Source organism: Pedococcus badiiscoriae, from assembly GCF_013408925.1.
GTDB classification, from domain to species: domain Bacteria; phylum Actinomycetota; class Actinomycetes; order Actinomycetales; family Dermatophilaceae; genus Pedococcus; species Pedococcus badiiscoriae.
This window is the reverse complement of the sequence record NZ_JACCAB010000001.1, coordinates 3,197,616-3,214,514: the sequence shown is the minus strand read 5'-3', so window position 1 is coordinate 3,214,514 and position 16,899 is coordinate 3,197,616. Positions and strand designations below refer to the sequence as shown.

At 70.5% G+C, this 16,899-nt stretch carries 19 protein-coding genes; 9 read left to right on the top strand and 10 right to left on the bottom strand.

The annotated features are described in order from the left end of the window. Window positions 1–29 precede the first annotated feature (29 nt). Both BJ986_RS15170 and BJ986_RS15165 read left to right on the top strand, forming a co-directional pair. Window positions 30–575: a hypothetical protein gene (locus BJ986_RS15170; protein WP_179423045.1), complete on the top strand. Its 546-nt coding sequence runs from the start codon at window positions 30–32 to the stop codon at window positions 573–575. Continuing rightward, window positions 572–1,216 (top strand): RES domain-containing protein, encoded by a 645-nt coding sequence (locus BJ986_RS15165; RefSeq protein ID WP_179423043.1) that lies wholly within the window; start codon window positions 572–574, stop codon window positions 1,214–1,216. The genes BJ986_RS15170 and BJ986_RS15165 overlap by 4 nt, the downstream gene beginning before the upstream one ends. On the opposite strand, the gene BJ986_RS15160 is transcribed toward BJ986_RS15165, so the two are convergent. Beyond that, window positions 1,203–1,823: a histidine phosphatase family protein gene (locus tag BJ986_RS15160; RefSeq protein WP_337795402.1), complete on the bottom strand. Its 621-nt coding sequence runs from the start codon at window positions 1,821–1,823 to the stop codon at window positions 1,203–1,205. The genes BJ986_RS15165 and BJ986_RS15160 overlap by 14 nt on opposite strands. Window positions 1,824–1,848: 25 nt before the next feature. Between BJ986_RS15160 and BJ986_RS15155 the strand changes: the two genes are divergently transcribed. From BJ986_RS15155 to BJ986_RS15145, 3 genes are read left to right on the top strand one after another with little or no spacing between them, the layout of a single operon-like run. Continuing rightward, window positions 1,849–2,694: a PhzF family phenazine biosynthesis protein gene (locus BJ986_RS15155; protein WP_179423039.1), complete on the top strand. Its 846-nt coding sequence runs from the start codon at window positions 1,849–1,851 to the stop codon at window positions 2,692–2,694. Beyond that, the gene (locus BJ986_RS15150) at window positions 2,694–3,233 is read left to right on the top strand and encodes a DUF1697 domain-containing protein (protein WP_179423037.1); all 540 of its coding nucleotides are present in this window, start codon (window positions 2,694–2,696) and stop codon (window positions 3,231–3,233) included. Before BJ986_RS15155 ends, BJ986_RS15150 begins: the two co-directional genes overlap by 1 nt. Further along, window positions 3,233–3,679 carry an OsmC family protein gene (locus BJ986_RS15145; RefSeq protein WP_179423035.1) on the top strand — a complete coding sequence of 149 codons (447 nt, stop codon included), beginning with the start codon at window positions 3,233–3,235 and terminating at the stop codon, window positions 3,677–3,679. The genes BJ986_RS15150 and BJ986_RS15145 overlap by 1 nt, the downstream gene beginning before the upstream one ends. On the opposite strand, the gene BJ986_RS15140 is transcribed toward BJ986_RS15145, so the two are convergent. The 3 genes from BJ986_RS15140 to tdh are packed head-to-tail and all read right to left on the bottom strand — an operon-like array spanning window position 3,676 to window position 6,496. Beyond that, a complete protein-coding gene (locus BJ986_RS15140) occupies window positions 3,676–4,239 on the bottom strand; it encodes a dihydrofolate reductase family protein (protein ID WP_179423033.1) in 564 nt (187 codons plus the stop codon). The genes BJ986_RS15145 and BJ986_RS15140 overlap by 4 nt on opposite strands. 7 nt (window positions 4,240–4,246) lie before the next feature. After that, window positions 4,247–5,455: a glycine C-acetyltransferase gene (locus BJ986_RS15135; RefSeq protein ID WP_179423031.1), complete on the bottom strand. Its 1,209-nt coding sequence runs from the start codon at window positions 5,453–5,455 to the stop codon at window positions 4,247–4,249. Between the two features lie 3 nt (window positions 5,456–5,458). Beyond that, window positions 5,459–6,496 carry an L-threonine 3-dehydrogenase gene (gene tdh, locus BJ986_RS15130; protein WP_179423029.1) on the bottom strand — a complete coding sequence of 346 codons (1,038 nt, stop codon included), beginning with the start codon at window positions 6,494–6,496 and terminating at the stop codon, window positions 5,459–5,461. Window positions 6,497–6,590: 94 nt separating this feature from the next. Between tdh and BJ986_RS15125 the strand changes: the two genes are divergently transcribed. Continuing rightward, window positions 6,591–7,211: an L-threonylcarbamoyladenylate synthase gene (locus BJ986_RS15125; protein WP_179423027.1), complete on the top strand. Its 621-nt coding sequence runs from the start codon at window positions 6,591–6,593 to the stop codon at window positions 7,209–7,211. Here the strand turns inward: BJ986_RS15125 and BJ986_RS15120 are convergent, their stop codons facing one another. Beyond that, window positions 7,212–8,051: an aldo/keto reductase gene (locus BJ986_RS15120; protein WP_179423025.1), complete on the bottom strand. Its 840-nt coding sequence runs from the start codon at window positions 8,049–8,051 to the stop codon at window positions 7,212–7,214. 62 nt (window positions 8,052–8,113) lie between these two features. Beyond that, the gene (locus BJ986_RS15115; RefSeq protein WP_179423023.1) at window positions 8,114–8,719 is read right to left on the bottom strand and encodes a TetR/AcrR family transcriptional regulator; all 606 of its coding nucleotides are present in this window, start codon (window positions 8,717–8,719) and stop codon (window positions 8,114–8,116) included. 147 nt (window positions 8,720–8,866) lie between these two features. Here BJ986_RS15115 and BJ986_RS15110 point away from each other — a divergent pair, with 147 nt between their 5' ends. Further along, window positions 8,867–10,330: an MFS transporter gene (locus BJ986_RS15110; RefSeq protein WP_179423021.1), complete on the top strand. Its 1,464-nt coding sequence runs from the start codon at window positions 8,867–8,869 to the stop codon at window positions 10,328–10,330. Between the two features lie 21 nt (window positions 10,331–10,351). On the opposite strand, the gene BJ986_RS15105 is transcribed toward BJ986_RS15110, so the two are convergent. From BJ986_RS15105 to cax, 4 genes are all read right to left on the bottom strand, one after another. After that, on the bottom strand, window positions 10,352–12,766 hold the full coding sequence (locus BJ986_RS15105; RefSeq protein WP_179423019.1) for an ATP-binding cassette domain-containing protein: 2,415 nt from the start codon (window positions 12,764–12,766) through the stop codon (window positions 10,352–10,354). 5 nt (window positions 12,767–12,771) lie between these two features. After that, a complete protein-coding gene (locus BJ986_RS15100) occupies window positions 12,772–13,179 on the bottom strand; it encodes a VOC family protein (RefSeq protein WP_179423017.1) in 408 nt (135 codons plus the stop codon). Window positions 13,180–13,184: 5 nt separating this feature from the next. Beyond that, entirely contained in the window at window positions 13,185–13,634 is a 450-nt protein-coding gene (locus BJ986_RS15095; protein ID WP_179423015.1) for a helix-turn-helix domain-containing protein, read from the bottom strand. 64 nt (window positions 13,635–13,698) lie between these two features. After that, window positions 13,699–14,799, bottom strand: coding sequence for a calcium/proton exchanger (gene cax / locus BJ986_RS15090; protein ID WP_179423013.1), 1,101 nt, complete (start codon window positions 14,797–14,799; stop codon window positions 13,699–13,701). A gap of 86 nt (window positions 14,800–14,885) precedes the next feature. Between cax and BJ986_RS15085 the strand changes: the two genes are divergently transcribed. After that, window positions 14,886–15,380 (top strand): GNAT family N-acetyltransferase, encoded by a 495-nt coding sequence (locus BJ986_RS15085; protein ID WP_179423011.1) that lies wholly within the window; start codon window positions 14,886–14,888, stop codon window positions 15,378–15,380. 103 nt (window positions 15,381–15,483) lie between these two features. Beyond that, complete coding sequence (locus BJ986_RS15080) at window positions 15,484–16,863, top strand: M15 family metallopeptidase (protein ID WP_179423009.1); 1,380 nt, start codon at window positions 15,484–15,486, stop codon at window positions 16,861–16,863. The last annotated feature ends 36 nt before the right edge of the window (window positions 16,864–16,899 follow it).

Sequence of the window (16,899 nt, the reverse complement as noted above, 5' to 3'; positions counted from 1 at the left end):
GACACCCTTGACGCATCGCGAGGCAGCGGATGACCCCACGGACCCGCACCACGACGGCGGTGGACGCGCTGACCGAGGCGGTCCGCCTCAGGATCGAGCAGCGTGCCGCCGAGCTCGCGACGCAGGGGCGTCGCCTGGAGCTCGGTGACGTGGAGGACCTGGCCGACCGGATGCTCGCCGCCCTGCCCACGGTGCACCCGCTCGACCAGCCGCTCGGCCCGTTCTACGACACGGCCGGGCTGGTGGCGTGGCTCGGCATCTCACGCCAGGCCCTGTTCGACCGGGTCCGGCGTGGCACCGTGCTCGCCTGCCGGACGGCCGACGGTCACCTCGTCTACCCGTCCCTGCAGTTCGGGCGCAACGGTGCCGTCCGCCCCGGGGTGCAGGATGCCGTCGGGGCATTCAGCCGCAGGGGAGTGGACGGCTGGTCGATCGGGGCCTGGCTGACGACCCCGTCCGAGGTCTTCGACGGGCACAGCGCGGTCGACTACCTCGTCGTCCACCGCTCGTCACCGACGGCTGTGTCCCGGGTGGCCTCCGCCGCGGTCGCCGACGCGGCCCAGTGGGCGGCGTGACCTCGCGCGAGCGCGCCGCACTGGGACCGCCACCCGCCTCGCTGGCCGGCTTCCCGGCATACCTCGTGGACGAGCAGGCGGACCTGTTCCGCGCGCACCGGTCCGACCGCGGGCCGTGGTGGTTCGGCAACGACGGGAGCGGCCGGTTCGACCTCCCGGCGCCGCGCGGCACCTGTTACGTGGCGCTGGACCCGCTCAGCGCGCTGCGCGAACGCCTCGGACCCGTCCTCGGCGGCTCGCAGGCGGTGCCCGAGAGCCTGCTGGAGACCTCGGTGATGTCCCGGCTGCGCCTCGTCGCGTCCCGCGAGCTCGCCGACGTGCAGGACACCCGTGCGGCCGACTTCGGCGTCACCCGTGAGCTCGAGTCGATGGTCCCGTATGCCGTGCCCCAGGCGTGGGCGCGCGCCTTCGACGAGGCGGGGAGCGGTGGAGTGAGGTACGGCCCGCGCTTCACGACGGGGGACCACAGCGCCGTGGCGCTCTTCGACGCCGCAGGGGCGCCGGACTGGCCGACCGACCCCGATCCCGTTCCGGCGGCACGGGTTCCGGGTGCTCCGGTGTCGCTGCCGACCCCACGCAGGGCGGACCTCACGGTGGTGCGGCCCCCTCGGACCCGCACCACGAGCACTAGTGGCCGGTGACGGCCGGACCGTGGTTCCACACCCGGATGGCCGGCTGCTCGCGCTCGAACTGCAGCACGCTGACCGATCCGGCGTCGAGGAGCAGCTGCGCACCCAGTCGCGGTTCCTGGCGCAGGAAGACGCTGGTCAGCACCCGCAGGCAGTGCCCGTGCCCGACCAGGGCCACGTCCCCGTCGGCCATCGCGGCGACGGCGCGCTTGACCACGCGTGACGCCCGGGCAGCGACCTCCTCCACCGTCTCGCCGGGGGTCGCTCCAGCTGGGACGCCGTCGCGGAACACCGTCCAGTCGTAGCCCAGCTGCTCGCGGATCTGGGCGGTCGTCAGGCCCTCGTAGCCGCCGTAGTCCCACTCCAGCAGGTCGTCGTCCACCTCGGGCGACAGCCCGGCGAGCTCGGCGGTCCGGCGGGCCCGCTGCAACGAGGAGCTGAGGGTGAGCACGAAGTCGTAGCCCGCCACGAGTCGGCCCGACTGCCGGGCCAGCTCCTCACCGTGCGGCGTCAGCGGGATGTCGGTCCGCCCGGTGTGCCGACCGGACTTCGACCACTCGGTCTCGCCGTGGCGCAGCAGGACGAGACGGCCGGTCGGCGGCGATGGCGGCGAGGTCACCGAGCCAGCATGACAGAGTGGGCGCATGCGCCTGAGGTACCGGTTGCTCAACGTCTTCGCCCTCGCCGCCGACCCGTTCTCGGGCAACCCGCTGTGCGTCTTCGAGGACGGGTCGCGCCTGTCGGACGACCAGCTCCAGGGCCTGGCCCGACAGTTCAACCTCTCCGAGACGACCTTCCTCGTGGGGCCGCGGGACGGCGCGGACGCCGGGGTGCGGATCTTCACGACGACCTTCGAGATGCCCTTCGCCGGACACCCGACCCTGGGGGCCGCCCACGTGGCGCGCGGGCTCCATGGACTGGGCGACCGGTTCGGGTTGTCGATGCCGGCCGGGGCGATCCCGGTCGACGCCGAGGGCGACCACTGGACGCTCACCGCGAACGCCGGACGGATCGAGGCCGAGCTGGACCTCGAGGACCTGGCGCAGGCCATCGGGCTCGCCCCGGACGACCTCGTCGGGCCCGCCCAGCAGGTGAGCGTGGGGACCTCACAGGTCATCGCGCAGGCAGCCTCGGTCGAGGCAGTCCGCCGAGCCCGGGTCAGGCCGGAGCTGCTCTCGCGGTATGCCGCGATGGGCGCCCAGGGCGGCGAGACGCTCGTCTACGTGTGGTCGGCCGCCGGGGAGGGGCGGATCGAGGCGAGGGCGCTGGTCAGCGACGGCAGTGCCGTCTCGGAGGATCCCGCCACGGGCTCGGCCTGCTCCAATCTCGGTGCGTGGTTCGTGGCCCAGGGCCGGTCGGGTCACTGGTCCGTGAGCCAGGGCGCCCTCGTCGGGCGCCCCTCGCTGCTCGACCTCAGCGTCGCGCAGGATGGCACGGTCCGGGTCGGTGGGCTGGTGCACCCGGTTGGCGCCGGCGAGGTCGAGCTCTGATGCCGGGATACGTCGTCTTCCTGCGGGCGGTGAACGTCGGCAAGCGACAGCTCAGGATGGCCGATGCGCGAACGGTATTGTCCGGCAACGGTTTCCGCGACGTCGAGACTCACATCCAGACCGGCAACGTCTTTCTCACGACCCCGGTGCGCAGCGTCGCGAAGGTCGAGGAGCAGGTGGGTCGGCTGCTCGGCGAGCACGCGGGCTTCGACATCGTCGCGATCGCCCGGAAGCCCGCGGAGCTGCCGGCGCTCGTGCAGGCGATCGACGGCATACCGGAGCACCTGCCGCACGAGGTGAGTCGTTATGTCAGCTTCTGCGCCAGCGCGCCGACCGCGGCGGCCACCGAGGAGCTGCATGCGTGGGAGGTCGAGGGGGAGCGTGCCACCGTGATCGGCAAGGATGTCCTCATGGAGTTCTCGGTGCCGTTCAACGAGGTCAAGCTGACCGGGGCACGCATCGAGAAGATCCTCGGGATCCCGGGGACCGCCCGGAACCTGACCGTCGTCCGCGCACTGGCGCAGAAATGGGGAGCCTGATGGCCGAAGAGACGGGTGGCACCGGACTGGGTCACCGCTCGATCAGCATGGAGCGGGTCTCCAAGGGCGTCTTCGAGGTGACCAACGTCCGTGGCGGGACCATGCGCATCGGGGGAGGGGACGACAACAGCTTCACGCCGGTCGAGCTGCTGCTGACGGCCATCGCCGGGTGCAGTGCCGTCGACGTCGACTTCATCACCGTCAAGCGCGCCGAGCCGCAGAGCTTCACCGTCACGGCCGAGGGCGAGAAGCTGCGGGACGAGAACGGCAACCACCTCGGCGACCTCAAGGTCCGCTTCTCGGTGACCTTTCCCGAGGGTGAGGCGGGCGACGCGGCGCGCGACATGCTGCCCAAGGCGATCGCCATGTCGCACGACCGGCTGTGCACGGTGAGCCGCACCGTGGTGATCGGCACCCCGATCGACAGCGGGCTCGCCGAAGGCTAGGCGCCACCGACGACCTGGTAGCGCAGGAACACGACGCCGTCACCGAACGTGTGCTGCTCGACCAGGTCGAGGTCGACCCGCAGGCCCAGGGGCAGTGCGGGGGTCCCACCACCGACCGAGATCGGGTGCAGGTACAGGGACACCTCGTCGACGAGGCCCGCCCGCAGCGCCTCGGCTGCCAGCGTCGGGCCACCGATCGCGAGGTCAGCCGCCGCGGTGTCCTTGCGGTGCCGGAGGTCGTCGGGGTCGAGCTCGCGGACCAGCTCGGTGCGCGGGGTGTCGACCTCCGCGAGCGACCTCGAGAACACGACCTTGTCGGCGGCCTGCCAGATCCGCCGGTAGTCCGCCGAGATCGCGCTGGAGTCGTCGGCGCCGTCCTGCGCCCAGTACCTCATCACCTCGTACATCCGCCGGCCGTAGAGGTAGGTCCCGAGGGGCCGCTCGCGCTCGTTCACGAAGGCGTGCACCTCCTCGCTGGGCGCGGCCCACCGGAAGCTGCCGCTCGCGTCGACGACGTAGCCGTCGAGCGAGGCGATGGCCGAGTACAGGAGTCTGGCCATGGCCGGCTCAGACCACCTGGGCGCGCGCCGCCACGAAGGCGTCGACGCAGGCCCGGACGTCGTCCTCGGAGTGCCCGGCGGACAGCTGCACGCGGATGCGGGCCTTGCCCTGGGGCACCACCGGATAGGAGAAGGCGATGACGTAGACGCCCTCCTCGAGCATCGCGTCGGCGACCTGGGCGGCCATCCTGGCCCCGTCCTCACCGGGGAACATGACCGGGGTGATCGGGTGCTCGCCCGGCAGCAGGGTGAACTCCGCCTCGGTCATCAGACGGCGGAACAGGGCGGTGTTCGACCGCAGGCGGGTGCGAGCCTCCTGCGAAGCGGCCGCGATCTCCAGCGCCTTGAGGGACCCAGCGGCGACGCTCGGCGCCACGGCGTTGGAGAACAGGTACGGCCGTGACCGCTGGCGCAGCAGGTCGACGATCTCCTGGTGCGCGCTCACGTAGCCGCCCGAGGCGCCTCCGAGCGCCTTGCCGAGCGTGCCGGTGACGATGTCGACCCGATCCATCACGCCGAACCGCTCGGGTGTTCCCCGGCCGCCGTCGCCGACGAACCCGACTGCGTGGCTGTCGTCGACCAGGACCATCGCCCCGAACTCGTCGGCGAGGTCGCAGATCTGGTCGAGCGGGGCCAGGAACCCGTCCATCGAGAACACGCCGTCGGTGACGACGACCTTGCGCTGCGCGCCGGCCGCCACGGCGGCCTCGAGCTGCGTGCGCAGGTCGGCCATGTCCGCGTTCTTGTAGCGGAACCGCTTCGCCTTGGAGAGGCGGATGCCGTCGATGATCGAGGCGTGGTTCAGCTCGTCGGAGATGATCGCGTCATCGGCTCCGAAGAGCACCTCGAACACGCCCCCGTTGGCGTCGAAGCAGGACGAGTAGAGGATCGTGTCCTCCATCTGGAGGAACTGCGAGATCGCCCCCTCCAGCTGCTTGTGGAGCTCCTGCGTGCCGCAGATGAAGCGCACGCTGGCCATGCCGAAACCCCAGTCCTGCAACGCCTTCGCGGCGGCTGCCTCGACGTCCGGGTGGTCGGCCAGGCCCAGGTAGTTGTTGGCGCAGAAGTTGAGTGCTTCCGACCGCAGCCCATCGGCCCGAGCGGTCGTGATGTGGGCGGACTGCGGCGAGCTCAGCTCGCGCTCGTGCTTGTAGAGCCCCGCATCCGCGATCTCGCGCAGCGTCGTGGCCAGCTCGTCCTTCACGGTGCCGTACATCGGTCAGCTCCAATCCATGATGACCTTGCCGCACTGACCCGAACGGGCCGCGGCGAAGGCGTCCTGCCACTGGTCGGCAGGGAGGCGGTGGGTGATGACGGAGGCGATCCGGTCGCGGAGCACCGGGGAGTTGCCGAGCATCGAGCTCATCGCGTACCAGGTGTCGTACATCTCGCGCCCGTAGATCCCCTTGATGGTGATCATGTGGGTGATGACCCGGCCCCAGTCGATGGGGAACGGGTCCTTGGGCAGGCCGAGCATGGCCACCCGACCGCCGTGGTTCATGTGCGCCAGCATGTCCTCGACGGCGCTCGGCACTCCCGACATCTCCAGGCCGATGTCGAAGCCCTCCTTCATGCCCAGGGACCGCATCGCCTCGCCCAGGTCGGAGGTCCGGACGTTGACCACCAGGTCCGCTCCGGCGTTCTTGGCCAGCTCCAGCCGGTAGTCGCTGAGGTCCGTGACCACGACGTGCCGGGCGCCGACGTGACGGGCCAGTGCGGCGGCCATCACCCCGATCGGTCCGGCCCCGGTGATCACCACGTCCTCACCTGCCATCGGGAACGACAGCGCGGTGTGGGTGGCGTTGCCCAGCGGGTCGAAGACGGCGCCGAGGTCGGGGTCGAGGTCGTCGGGCTGGATCCACACGTTCGAGGCCGGGATGACGACGTAGTCGGCGAACGCCCCGTCGCGGTTGACCCCGATTCCCTTGGTGTGGATGCACATGTGGCGTCGCCCGGCGCGGCAGTTGCGGCAGGTCCCGCAGACAATGTGCCCCTCGCCGGAGGCCCGCTGGCCGACCTTCACCGAGTCGACGTCCTCACCGACCTCGACCACCTCGCCGTAGAACTCGTGGCCGATGGTCATCGGGGCCTTCACCGTGGAGGCCGCCCAGTCGTCCCACTGCTCGAGGTGCAGGTCGGTGCCGCACAGTCCCGCCCGCAGGACCCGGATCTTCACGTCATTCGGTCCGGGTTGTGGTTCCGGGACCTCCTTCAGCTCGAGTCCGGGGCCGGCATGGGTCTTCACGAGTGCGCGCACGCCGAACAACATAGTCGGCTGCGGGAGCGGCACGTATGCCGCGTGGCGCCGGTGCGTACGCGCGGGCTGCGCCCACGCGGCATACAGTCACGTCATGGCCCGGTATCTCGACGTCCACCCCGTTGACCCCCAGCCGCGGGCGATCGGACAGGCGGTCGCGCTCATCCGGGACGGGGGGCTGGTGGCCTATCCGACGGACTCGGGCTATGCGCTCGGGTGCGCGCTGGGCAACCAGGACGGCAAGGAGCGGATCGTGCGGATCCGGCACCTGGACGACAAGCACCACTTCACGCTGGTGTGCGCCGACTTCGCGCAGCTGGGCCAGCTCGTGCACATCGACAACCGGGTGTTCCGCGCGGTCAAGGCCGCGACCCCAGGGCCCTACACGTTCATCCTCCCGGCCACCAAGGAAGTGCCTCGTCGGTTGCTCCACCCGAAGAAGAAGACGGTGGGCGTGCGGATTCCGGACAACCGGGTCGTCCAGGCGCTACTGGCCGAGCTCGGCGAGCCCATCCTGTCGAGCACGCTGATCCTGCCCGGCGAGCAGGCCCCGATGACCGAGGGATGGCTGGTCAAGGAGGAGCTCGACCTGCAGGTCGATGCGGTGATCGACGCGGGAGAGTGCGGCACCGAGCCGACGACGGTCATCGACTACTCCGACGGCGCGCCCGTGGTGGCGCGCGTGGGCGCCGGGGACCCGACGCCCTTCGAGTAGCTACATCTCCTCGTGGGTGTCCGGGTCGCCGCCGAACAGTCGGCCGTCCGGACGTCCGAGCGCCGTGATGGCAGCCATCTCGGCCTCGGTGAGCTCGAACCCGAACACGTCGAGGTTGTCGCGCTGGCGTTGCGGGGTGGCGGACTTGGGCAGGGGGAGCGAGCCGAGCTGGACGTGCCAGCGCAGGATCACCTGGCCCGGGGTGACCCCGTGCGCGGCGGCGGCGTCGGCCACCGGGGGCTCGTCGAACGGTGCCTCCCGCTTGCCCATCGGACTCCACGCCTGGGTGCGGATCCCCAGCTCCTCGTGGACGGCCCGCATCTGCTCCTGCGGGAAGTAGGGGTGCAGCTCGATCTGGTTCACCGCCGGCGTCACGCCGCTCTCGTCGATGATGCGGCGCAGGTGGGCCCCGGTGAAGTTGCTGACGCCGATGGTGCGGACCAGGCCGTCGCGCTGCGCCTCGACGAGGGCCTGCCACGCCTGGGCGTACAGGTCCTGGCTGGGGTTGGGCCAGTGGATGAGGGCGACGTCGAGCCGGTCCACGCCGAACCGCTTCGCAGAGTCGCGAAGGGACTGCAGCGCAAGGTCTTTGGCGTGGAAGCGGCCAGGGATCTTGGTGGTGAGGGCGACCTCGTCGCGGGGGACTCCTGAGCGCCGCACCGCCTCGCCGACCTCGGTCTCGTTGCCGTAGTTCACCGCCGAGTCGAGGAGCCGGTAGCCAGCCTCGAGCGCGCTGACCATCGCCTGGATGCCGTCCTCGCCGGTCAGCGGGTACGTGCCGAAGCCGATCGCCGGCAGCGTGGTGCCGTCGTTGAGCTCGTATGCCGTGGTGTCAGCCATGCGCCCACCGTAACCACGGCGTCCAGCGCGGGGTTCCAGGGCGCGGTGTTGAGAGGCTCGCGTCAGTGCGACGCGGCTGCGGCCGTCGCCGTGGCGCCGAAACGCAACCCGTCGTAGACGAGGTCGACCAGGGCCAGCGTCGAGGACTGTGGGGTGCTCTTGGGGTCACTGGTCAGGCAGATGCCGCCAAGGGCCCGGATGAGCTCCGGCGCGGCCACGTCCTTCCTGATCACCCCGGCCTCCGTCGCCGGGGCGAGGATGCGCTCGGCAGCCTCCCGCAGGGTGGCGCGGGTCTGGTCGAACTGCCCGGCGCGACTGCCGTTCATCATGGTGCGCAGCAGCGTCACCATGCCCTGCTTGACGGCATAGAAGTCGACGAACCCGCGCATCCACTCGCGCAGCGCCTCCCCGGGGTCGTCGCTGGTGGACAGCTCGCGAGAGCGCTGGTCGAGGGCGTCGACCTGCGCGCCGTACACGCCCAGCACCAGGTCCTCCCGGGTGGGGAAGTGGCGGTACAACGTGCCGATGCCGACCTCGGCGGCCTTGGCGATGTCGTCGAGCGAGGTGTCAACCCCGCGCTCGGCGAAGGCGGTGGTGGCGGCATCGAGCAACCTCGACCGGTTGCGTGCGGCGTCCGCACGCAGCGCCTTGCCCTCGTCAGGGGACATCCTGGCCACCACCTTGCATAAACGGAGGGATCCTCCGTATAGTCTCCAGAAGCGGAGTCGATCTCCGCTTCATCCTTCGCAACGACGCGGAGGGATCCTCCGCTTCAGAGCCATCATAGCTCGCCATGCCGGGAAGGACCTCCATCCATGAGCTCCACCGTGTTGCCAGCCTCGTCCACCCGGACCCGGCTCACCCTCGCCGTCGTCCTCACGACCCAGCTGATGATCGTGCTCGACGCGGCCATCGTGAACATCGCCTTGCCGGACATGCAGCAAGCGCTGCACATCGCACCGGCCAACCTCTCGTGGGTCGTCAACGCCTACACCCTCGCGTTCGGGGGACTGCTCCTGCTCGGCGCGCGGGCCGGTGACCTCTTCGGGCGCCGTGCCGTCTTCGCCGTCGGCATGGTGCTGTTCACCGTCGCCTCGCTGCTCGGCGGGTTCGCCGACGCGGGCGCTCACCTGTTCCTGGCCCGGGCCGCCCAGGGCGTGGGGGCCGCCCTCGTGGCGCCGTCCGCCCTCGCGATCCTGATGGGCCTGTACCCGAAGCCCGAGGACCGCACCCGTGCCATCGGCTACTACACGATCGTGTCGGCCAGCGGCGCGGCCATCGGCCTCATCGCCGGCGGCCTGCTGACCAACTACGCCTCGTGGCGCTGGGTCATGTTCGTCAACGTGCCCATCGGCCTGGTGATGCTCGCGCTGTCGCGGACGGCCCTGCCGAACAGCCGCGCCCAGCACGGCCGGATCGACTATGCCGGCAGCCTGCTGTCCACCGCCGGCATGACCGCCCTCGTCTACGGGTTCATCCGTGCGGCCGCAGACGGCTGGGGGAGTGGGGGCGCCCTGGCCTCGTTCGCGATCGCCGTGGTCCTGCTGGCCGCCTTCATCGCCGTCGAGCGAGCGGTGGCGCACCCGATCACGCCCTTGCACCTCTTTGCCGACCGCGAGCGAGCCAGTGCCTACGTCGCCCGCATGTTGCTGGTGGCCGGGAGCATGGGCGCGTTCTTCTTCCTGAGCCAGTACTTCCAGCTCGTGCTGGGGTGGTCGCCGGTGCGCACCGGCCTGGCGTTCGTCCCGTTCCCGGTGTCGGTGTTCGTGAGCTCCCAGCTCGCCACCCGCATCTTCGTCCCGCGGTTCGGGGGACGGGCCGTCATCCTCGTGGGGATGGTCCTGTCAGCGGCCGGACTCGTCATGCTCACCAGGCTCGGCGTCGACACGACGTACTCCCAGCTGATCAGCTCCATGGTGGTGTTCGCCGTCGGCAACGGCACGGCGTTCGTGCCGCTGACCGCCGCGGGCATGGCCCGGGTGGCGCCCCAGGAGGCCGGGGTGGCCTCGGGGCTGGTCAACGTGACGCAGCAGGTCGGGGGATCCGTGGGCCTGGCTGTCCTGGTCACGGTGTTCGCCACGGCAGGCCCTGGTGCGGCCTCGTCGCCCTCGGCGACCGGCCACGCCAAGGGCCTGTTCGTCCTGGGTGCTGACCGCGGGTTCGGCGTCGCGGCGGCGCTGATCGGCGCGGCTGTCGTCCTGCTGCTGGCGTTCAGGCGGCCCAGGCGCACCCCGGTGACGGTGCCCATCGAAGAGCTCGTCCTCGAGCCTGCGGGGTAGGAGGAACTGACATAATGTCGATTATCGGCGTTCTACCGAGGACCGTGGAGCTGGGCTGACATAGGCAGCGAGGTGCTCACCCGTCAGGGTGGAACGGTCGGCGACGAGCTGGGCGGGTGTGCCCTCGAAGACCACCCGTCCGCCGTCGTGACCGGCACCCGGGCCGAGGTCGATGATCCAGTCGGCGTGCGCCATGACAGCCTGGTGGTGCTCGATGACGACGACCGACTTGCCGGACTCCACGAGCCTGTCGAGCAGCCCGAGCAGGTTCGCCACGTCAGCCAGGTGCAGGCCGGTGGTCGGCTCGTCGAGGACGTAGACATCACCCTTCTCGGCCATCTGGGTCGCCAGCTTGACGCGTTGGCGCTCTCCGCCGGACAGCGTGGTCAGCGGCTGGCCCAGGGTGAGGTAGCCGAGCCCGACGTCCACGAGCCGGTCGAGCACCTTGTGCGCGGCAGGGGTCTTGGCCTCACCGCCGCCGAAGAACGCCTCGGCCTCGGTCACCGACATCGCCAGCACCTCGGCGATGTTCCGCCCACCGAGCGTGTACTCCAGGACGGACGCCTGGAACCTGCGGCCCTCGCACTCCTCACAGGTGGACTCGACGGTGGCCATCACCCCCAGCTCGGTGAAGATCACCCCGGCGCCGTTGCAGGTCGGGCAGGCACCCTCGGAGTTCGAGCTGAAGAGGGCCGGCTTGACGCCGTTGGCCTTCGCGAACGCCTTGCGGATCGGCTCGAGCAGTCCGGTGTAGGTCGCCGGGTTGCTGCGACGTGAGCCCCTGATCGCACCCTGGTCGACCACCACGACTCCGTCACGGCCCGCCACCGAGCCGTGGATCAGCGAGCTCTTGCCCGAGCCTGCGACGCCGGTGACGACGCACAGGACGCCGAGCGGCACGTCGACGTCCACGTCGCGGAGGTTGTGCGTCGACGCACCGCGGACCTCGAGCGTCCCCGAGGGTGCGCGGACCGACGACTTGAGCGCGGCGCGGTCGTCGAGGTGGCGGCCGGTGATGGTGTCACTCCCCCGCAGGCCGTCCACGCTGCCCTCGAAGCAGACGCTGCCGCCCTCGGTGCCGGCGCCCGGGCCGAGGTCGACGACGTGGTCGGCGATGGCGATGGTCTCCGGCTTGTGCTCGACGACCAGGACGGTGTTGCCCTTGTCGCGCAGCTGCAGGAGCAGGTCGTTCATCCGCTCGATGTCGTGGGGGTGCAGCCCGATCGTCGGCTCGTCGAAGACGTAGGTGACATCGGTGAGCGAGGACCCGAGGTGGCGGATCATCTTGGTGCGCTGGGCCTCTCCCCCGGACAGGGTGCCCGCGGGACGGTCGAGCGAGAGGTACCCGAGCCCGATCTCGGCGAAGGAGTCCAGGAGGTGCTGGAGTCCGGTGAGCAGAGGTCCCACCGAGGGCTCGTCGAGAGCCCGGACCCACTCGGCCAGGTCACTGATCTGCATCTCGCAGAGCTCGGCGATGTTCTTGCCTGCGACCTTGGAGGACCTGGCCTCGGGCGTCAGCCGGGTCCCGTCGCACTCCGGGCAGGTCTGGAAGGTGATCGCGCGCTCGACGAACGCCCGCACGTGCGGCTGCATGGCGTCGACGTCCTTGGAGAGCATCGACTTCTGGATCTTCGGGATCAGCCCCTCGTACGTCAGGTTGATGCCCTCGACCTTGATCTTGGTCGGCTCCTTGTAGAGCAGGTCGTTGAGCTCCTTGGTGGTGAACTTGGCGATCGGCTTGTCCATGTCGAAGCCGGCGCCGCTGAAGATCCGCCCGTACCAGCCGTCCATGCTGTACCCGGGGATGGTCAGCGCGCCCTCGCTCAGCGACTTGCTGTCGTCGTACAGCGCCGTCAGGTCGAAGTCGGAGACCGAGCCCATGCCTTCGCAGCGCGGGCACATGCCTCCCAGGTAGACCACGTCCCGGACGATGTTCTTCTCGACCCGCCCGGAAGCCTTCTCGGTGCTCATCACCCCGCTGGCCTTGCGGGTCGGGACGTTGAACGAGAACGCCGTCGGGGGCCCGATGCGGGGCTTGCCGAGCCGGCTGAACAGGATCCGGAGCATCGCGTTGGCGTCCGTGGCCGTGCCGACCGTGGAGCGTGGGTTCGCACCCATCCGTTCCTGGTCCACGATGATGGCCGTCGTCAGTCCCTCGAGCAGGTCGACCTCGGGACGGGCCAGCGACGGCATGAAGCCCTGGACGAAGGCGCTGTAGGTCTCGTTGATCAGCCGCTGGGACTCAGCGGCGATGGTCGCGAACACCAACGAGCTCTTGCCCGAGCCGGACACGCCCGTGAACACGGTGAGCCGGCGCTTGGGGAGCTCGACGTTGACGTCCTTGAGGTTGTTCTCTCGCGCTCCCAGCACGCTGATCGTGTCGTGCGAGTCGGCGGCGTGGACGTGCGCCGACTCGGTGTCCCTGCGGGTGCTCATGCCGCTCAGCCCTGCTGGATCCGCAGCAGGTTGCCGGCAGGGTCGCGGACCGCGCAGTCGCGCACCCCGTAGGGCTGGTCGGTCGGCTCCTGGACGATGTCGGCGCCGCTGGCCTCCACCCGCTCGAACGTGGCGGCGAGGTCGGCGGTGGACAGGAGCATCGTGGCGTACGTGCCCTTGGCCATCATCTCGACAATGGTGCGCCGCTCCTCGTCGGTGATGCCCGGGTCGACGGCCGGTGGATGCAGCACGATCGAGGTGCCGGGCTGGCCGACGGGACCGACCGTGATCCACCGCAGCCCGTTGTAGCCGACGTCACCGCGGACCTCGAAGCCGAGCGTGTCGCGGTAGAAGGACAGAGCGGCCTCCGGGTCGTTCTGCGGCAGGAAGCTCGCGTGAATGGTGATGTCCATGGGGCTCAGGCTAGTTGCGCCTCGGCGGCCTGCGCTTCTCGATTCCTGACCGGTCTGGTCACCTGTTTCGAGACGCAGGACGGCATCTCCTGGGCGGCCGGAGCCATCTGTCGCCGGTAGGTGCTCGGGGGGACGCCGACCAGCTCGGTGAACCGGGTGCTGAAGGTCCCCAGCGACGAGCACCCCACTGCGAAACAGACGTCGGTGACGCTGAGCTCCCCGGTGCGCAGCAGAGCCATGGCGCGCTCGATGCGGCGGGTCATCACGTAGCTGTACGGCGACTCCCCGTAGGCCTGCTTGAACTCCCGGCTGAGATGGCCCGCCGACATGTGGGCTCCGCGGGCCAGCGCCTCGACGTCGAGGGGCAACGCGTACTCCCGGTCGATCCGGTCGCGGACGCGGCGCAGCCTGGCGAGGTCGCGCAGGCGTTGCTCTGCCGCCGGGTTGCTGGTCACCACGAAATCGTGCCACGGCGCCCGCGACCGTGCCTAGCGGTGTAGCCAGCGTCGAGCCGCAGGCTCAGCCCCACCAGAACGAGGTGGCGATCACGGCATACACCGCGATGAGGGCGGCGCCCTCGATCCAGGTGGACTCCCCGTCGAAGGTGATGAAGGCCGTGAGGATCACGGCGATCACCACGGACACCACGAGCAGGGGCGGGAACACCAGGGTGAGCGTCGCGAACCCGAACACCGCCGACAGGACCACGAGCAGCGGAGCCAGCACGAGGGCGATCTGGATCGGCGAGTTGATGACGATCGAGAACGCGTACTCGGAGCGGTTCCGCGCGGCCAGCTGGACCCCGACGACGTTCTCGATGGCATTGCCGGCAATTGCCACGATGACCAGGCCCGCGAAGGCGTCGGAGATGCTCAGCGCCTTCATGGCGGGCTCGAGCGCCACCACGAACCAGTCGGACACGAAGGCCGAGAGCACGGCGGCGACGGTCAGCAGGCCGACGGCGAGCCAGACCGGCCAGCGCGGGGTCTCGTGGTCCATCCCGGCACCTGCGTCGGCCGTCTCGCCGCGGCGCAGCGACGCCGGCAGGGTCAGGGCGAAGAGCACCAGCAGGATGACCGACACGATGAGGGACAGCGTCTTCTCGTGAGCCGCTGCCGGGGTGTGCACGTAGTGGGCCAGCGACGGGACCACCATGGCAGCGACCGACAGGACCATCAGCACGATGATGCTGCGGGCCCGGTCGGAGTCGAGCTTTTGCGTGCCGTGCTTGAGCCCACCCACGAGGAACGCCAGCCCGAGCACGAGCAGCAGGTTGGCCAGGATCGACCCGATCAGGGCGGCCTGGACCACCCCGACGAGTCCGGCCCGCAGGGCGAACAGTGCGATGAACAGCTCCGGCAGGTTGCCCAGGGCCGACTGCAGGACCCCCGTCGCTCCGGCTCCGAACCGGTCACCCAGCTGTTCCACGCTGCGTCCCACCAGTGAGGCCAGCAGGGTGACCGCCACCGCGGAGCACAGGAAGGGCAGCACGGCTCCGGCCCCGACGAAGCGGGTCACGGCGGCCAGGGCGACCGCGATCCCACCGCCGGCGAGGATCAGGCGGTCGGACCGCACGAAGGTGGGCGCGGTGGAGGGCGACGTGTTCGTGGCGGTGGTCATGCGGGCCATCCTTGCGTCGCCGCGGGCCCGGGGCACGCCGAAGCGCCGGGGCGGAAGCCACGGGCACGGGGTGCCAGACTGGCCCCATGGAGGCTCCCGGAGTGCTGCGTCCGATGGTCGACGACGACGTCCCCGACGTGCTCAGCCTCAATGCCGACCATGTCGAGCTGCTCGCCCCGCTCGACGGCCCGCGCCTCGGTGAGCTGCGTCGATGGGCGTCCCGCGCGGACGTCATCGTGTGCGACGGCCAGACTGCGGGGTTCGTGCTCGTCTTCGGGCCCGGGACGGACTACGACTCGGTGAACTACCGGTGGTTCAGCGCACGCTACGGGGTGGACTTCGACTACCTCGACCGGATCGTCGTCGATGACCGCTTCCGGCGCCGGGGCCTCGCCTCGGCGGTGTACGACGCGGTCGAGGAATCGGCCCGCGCCCGGGGGCGGCTGACCCTCGAGGTGAACATCGATCCGCCCAACGTCCCGTCGCTGGAGTTCCACCGACGGCGTGGGTATCGCGAGGTCGCGCAGCTGGGTGACCCGGGTCATCGGGTCAGCCTGATGACCCAGGTCATCTCCCACTAACGGACGAGAGTCATCGCGAGCGGCCGCGGATAGCCTGCTGGAGGAGTTTCGCCGTCGTGGAGCTCAGAGCTGCCGTGGTGGCAGGAAAGGGAGTCGGCTTGTCATGCTTGGGCTCGCAGGAAGGGCAGTCGTCGCCACTGGCGCCCTGACCGCTGTGCTCGCAGGCTGGGCACCGGCCTACGGCGCCACCACGCCGCCGCCCACGCCCACCTCCGCTGCGTCGACAAAGTCCCCCGTATCGACCCAGTCCCCCGCGTCGACCCAGTCCCCCGCGGCCCTCTCCCCCACCCCGGCCCTGGCCACCGGCGGCGGCACGGTCACCGCGGGGGCGACCGCCACTCCCGGCGCCGGGGGCGAGGCAACGCTCAGCGCCGCCGCGCTGGCCGCCCAGATCGCGCAGGCGGATGCGCTGACTCACGACCTCGCGACGTCGAACGCCGACATCGCGGCGGCGGCCACCAAGCTCGACCGGCTGGCCCTGCAGGCCAACACCCTCCTGCAGGAGTATGCCGCGGCGCGCACCGCGGAGCGGGCCGCCCGTGAGGAGGCTGACCGTGACGTGCAGCTCTACGGGCAGCTGAGCACCCGCCTCGGCCGGGACCGCCGGGCGCTCGGGCAGTGGGCCTACCTCGCGTACGCCGGTTCCGGCGGGAGCCTCACCGACATGGGCACCCTCCTGGACACCCTGGCGAAGTCCGCGAGCGAGGCGGGTGACACCGCCGCCCAGCTCTCGTACCTCAGCGACCAGCGCGCCTGGCAGATCGAGCGGGTCCAGAACCGGACCGAGCTCCAGCGCGCCATCGCGCTCAGCGCCGTCGAAGCCAGCACGCGGGCCACGGAGGCCGCGACCAGGGCCGCTGACGCCAAGAAGCAGCTCGACGTGGTCGTCCAGCAGCAGAAGGCGCAGCTCGACGCGACCAGGCAGCTCCACGCCGCCCAGGTCGCCAAGGTCGGGCCCATCGCGGGGCTGCTGCTCGGCAGCGGCAACGCGGTCGCGGTGCAGGCCACCAAGCGGCTGCGTGCCGCCATCGTCGTGCCCGGCGTCCGGCCGGACGGGTCGGTCAAGGCGTGCAGCACCGACGAGGCCGACTACCCCAACGGCAAGATCCCGGTCTCGGGCCTGTGCCCGCTGGTCGGTGCAGCCGGGCAGAGCCTTCGTCCCGGCGCTGCCGTCGCCTTCAACGCGATGAGCCTGGCCTACCAGAAGGACACCGGGTCCCTCCTGTGCGTCACGGACTCCTACCGCTCGCTCGCCGAGCAGGTCGCCGTGAAGCTGGACAGAGGCATCTTTGCCGCCACCCCGGGTCGCAGTGAGCACGGCCTGGGTCATGCCGTGGACCTCTGCGGCGGCATCGAGAGCTTCGGCAGTCCAGCGCACCTGTGGATGAAGCAGAACGCGCCGCTCTACGGGTGGTTCCACCCGGACTGGGCCGAACCGACCGGTGCCTTGCCCGAGCCGTGGCACTGGGAGTACGCCGGGTAGTGGCCGCCTCTGGGTGGGAATACCCATCTGGTCGCG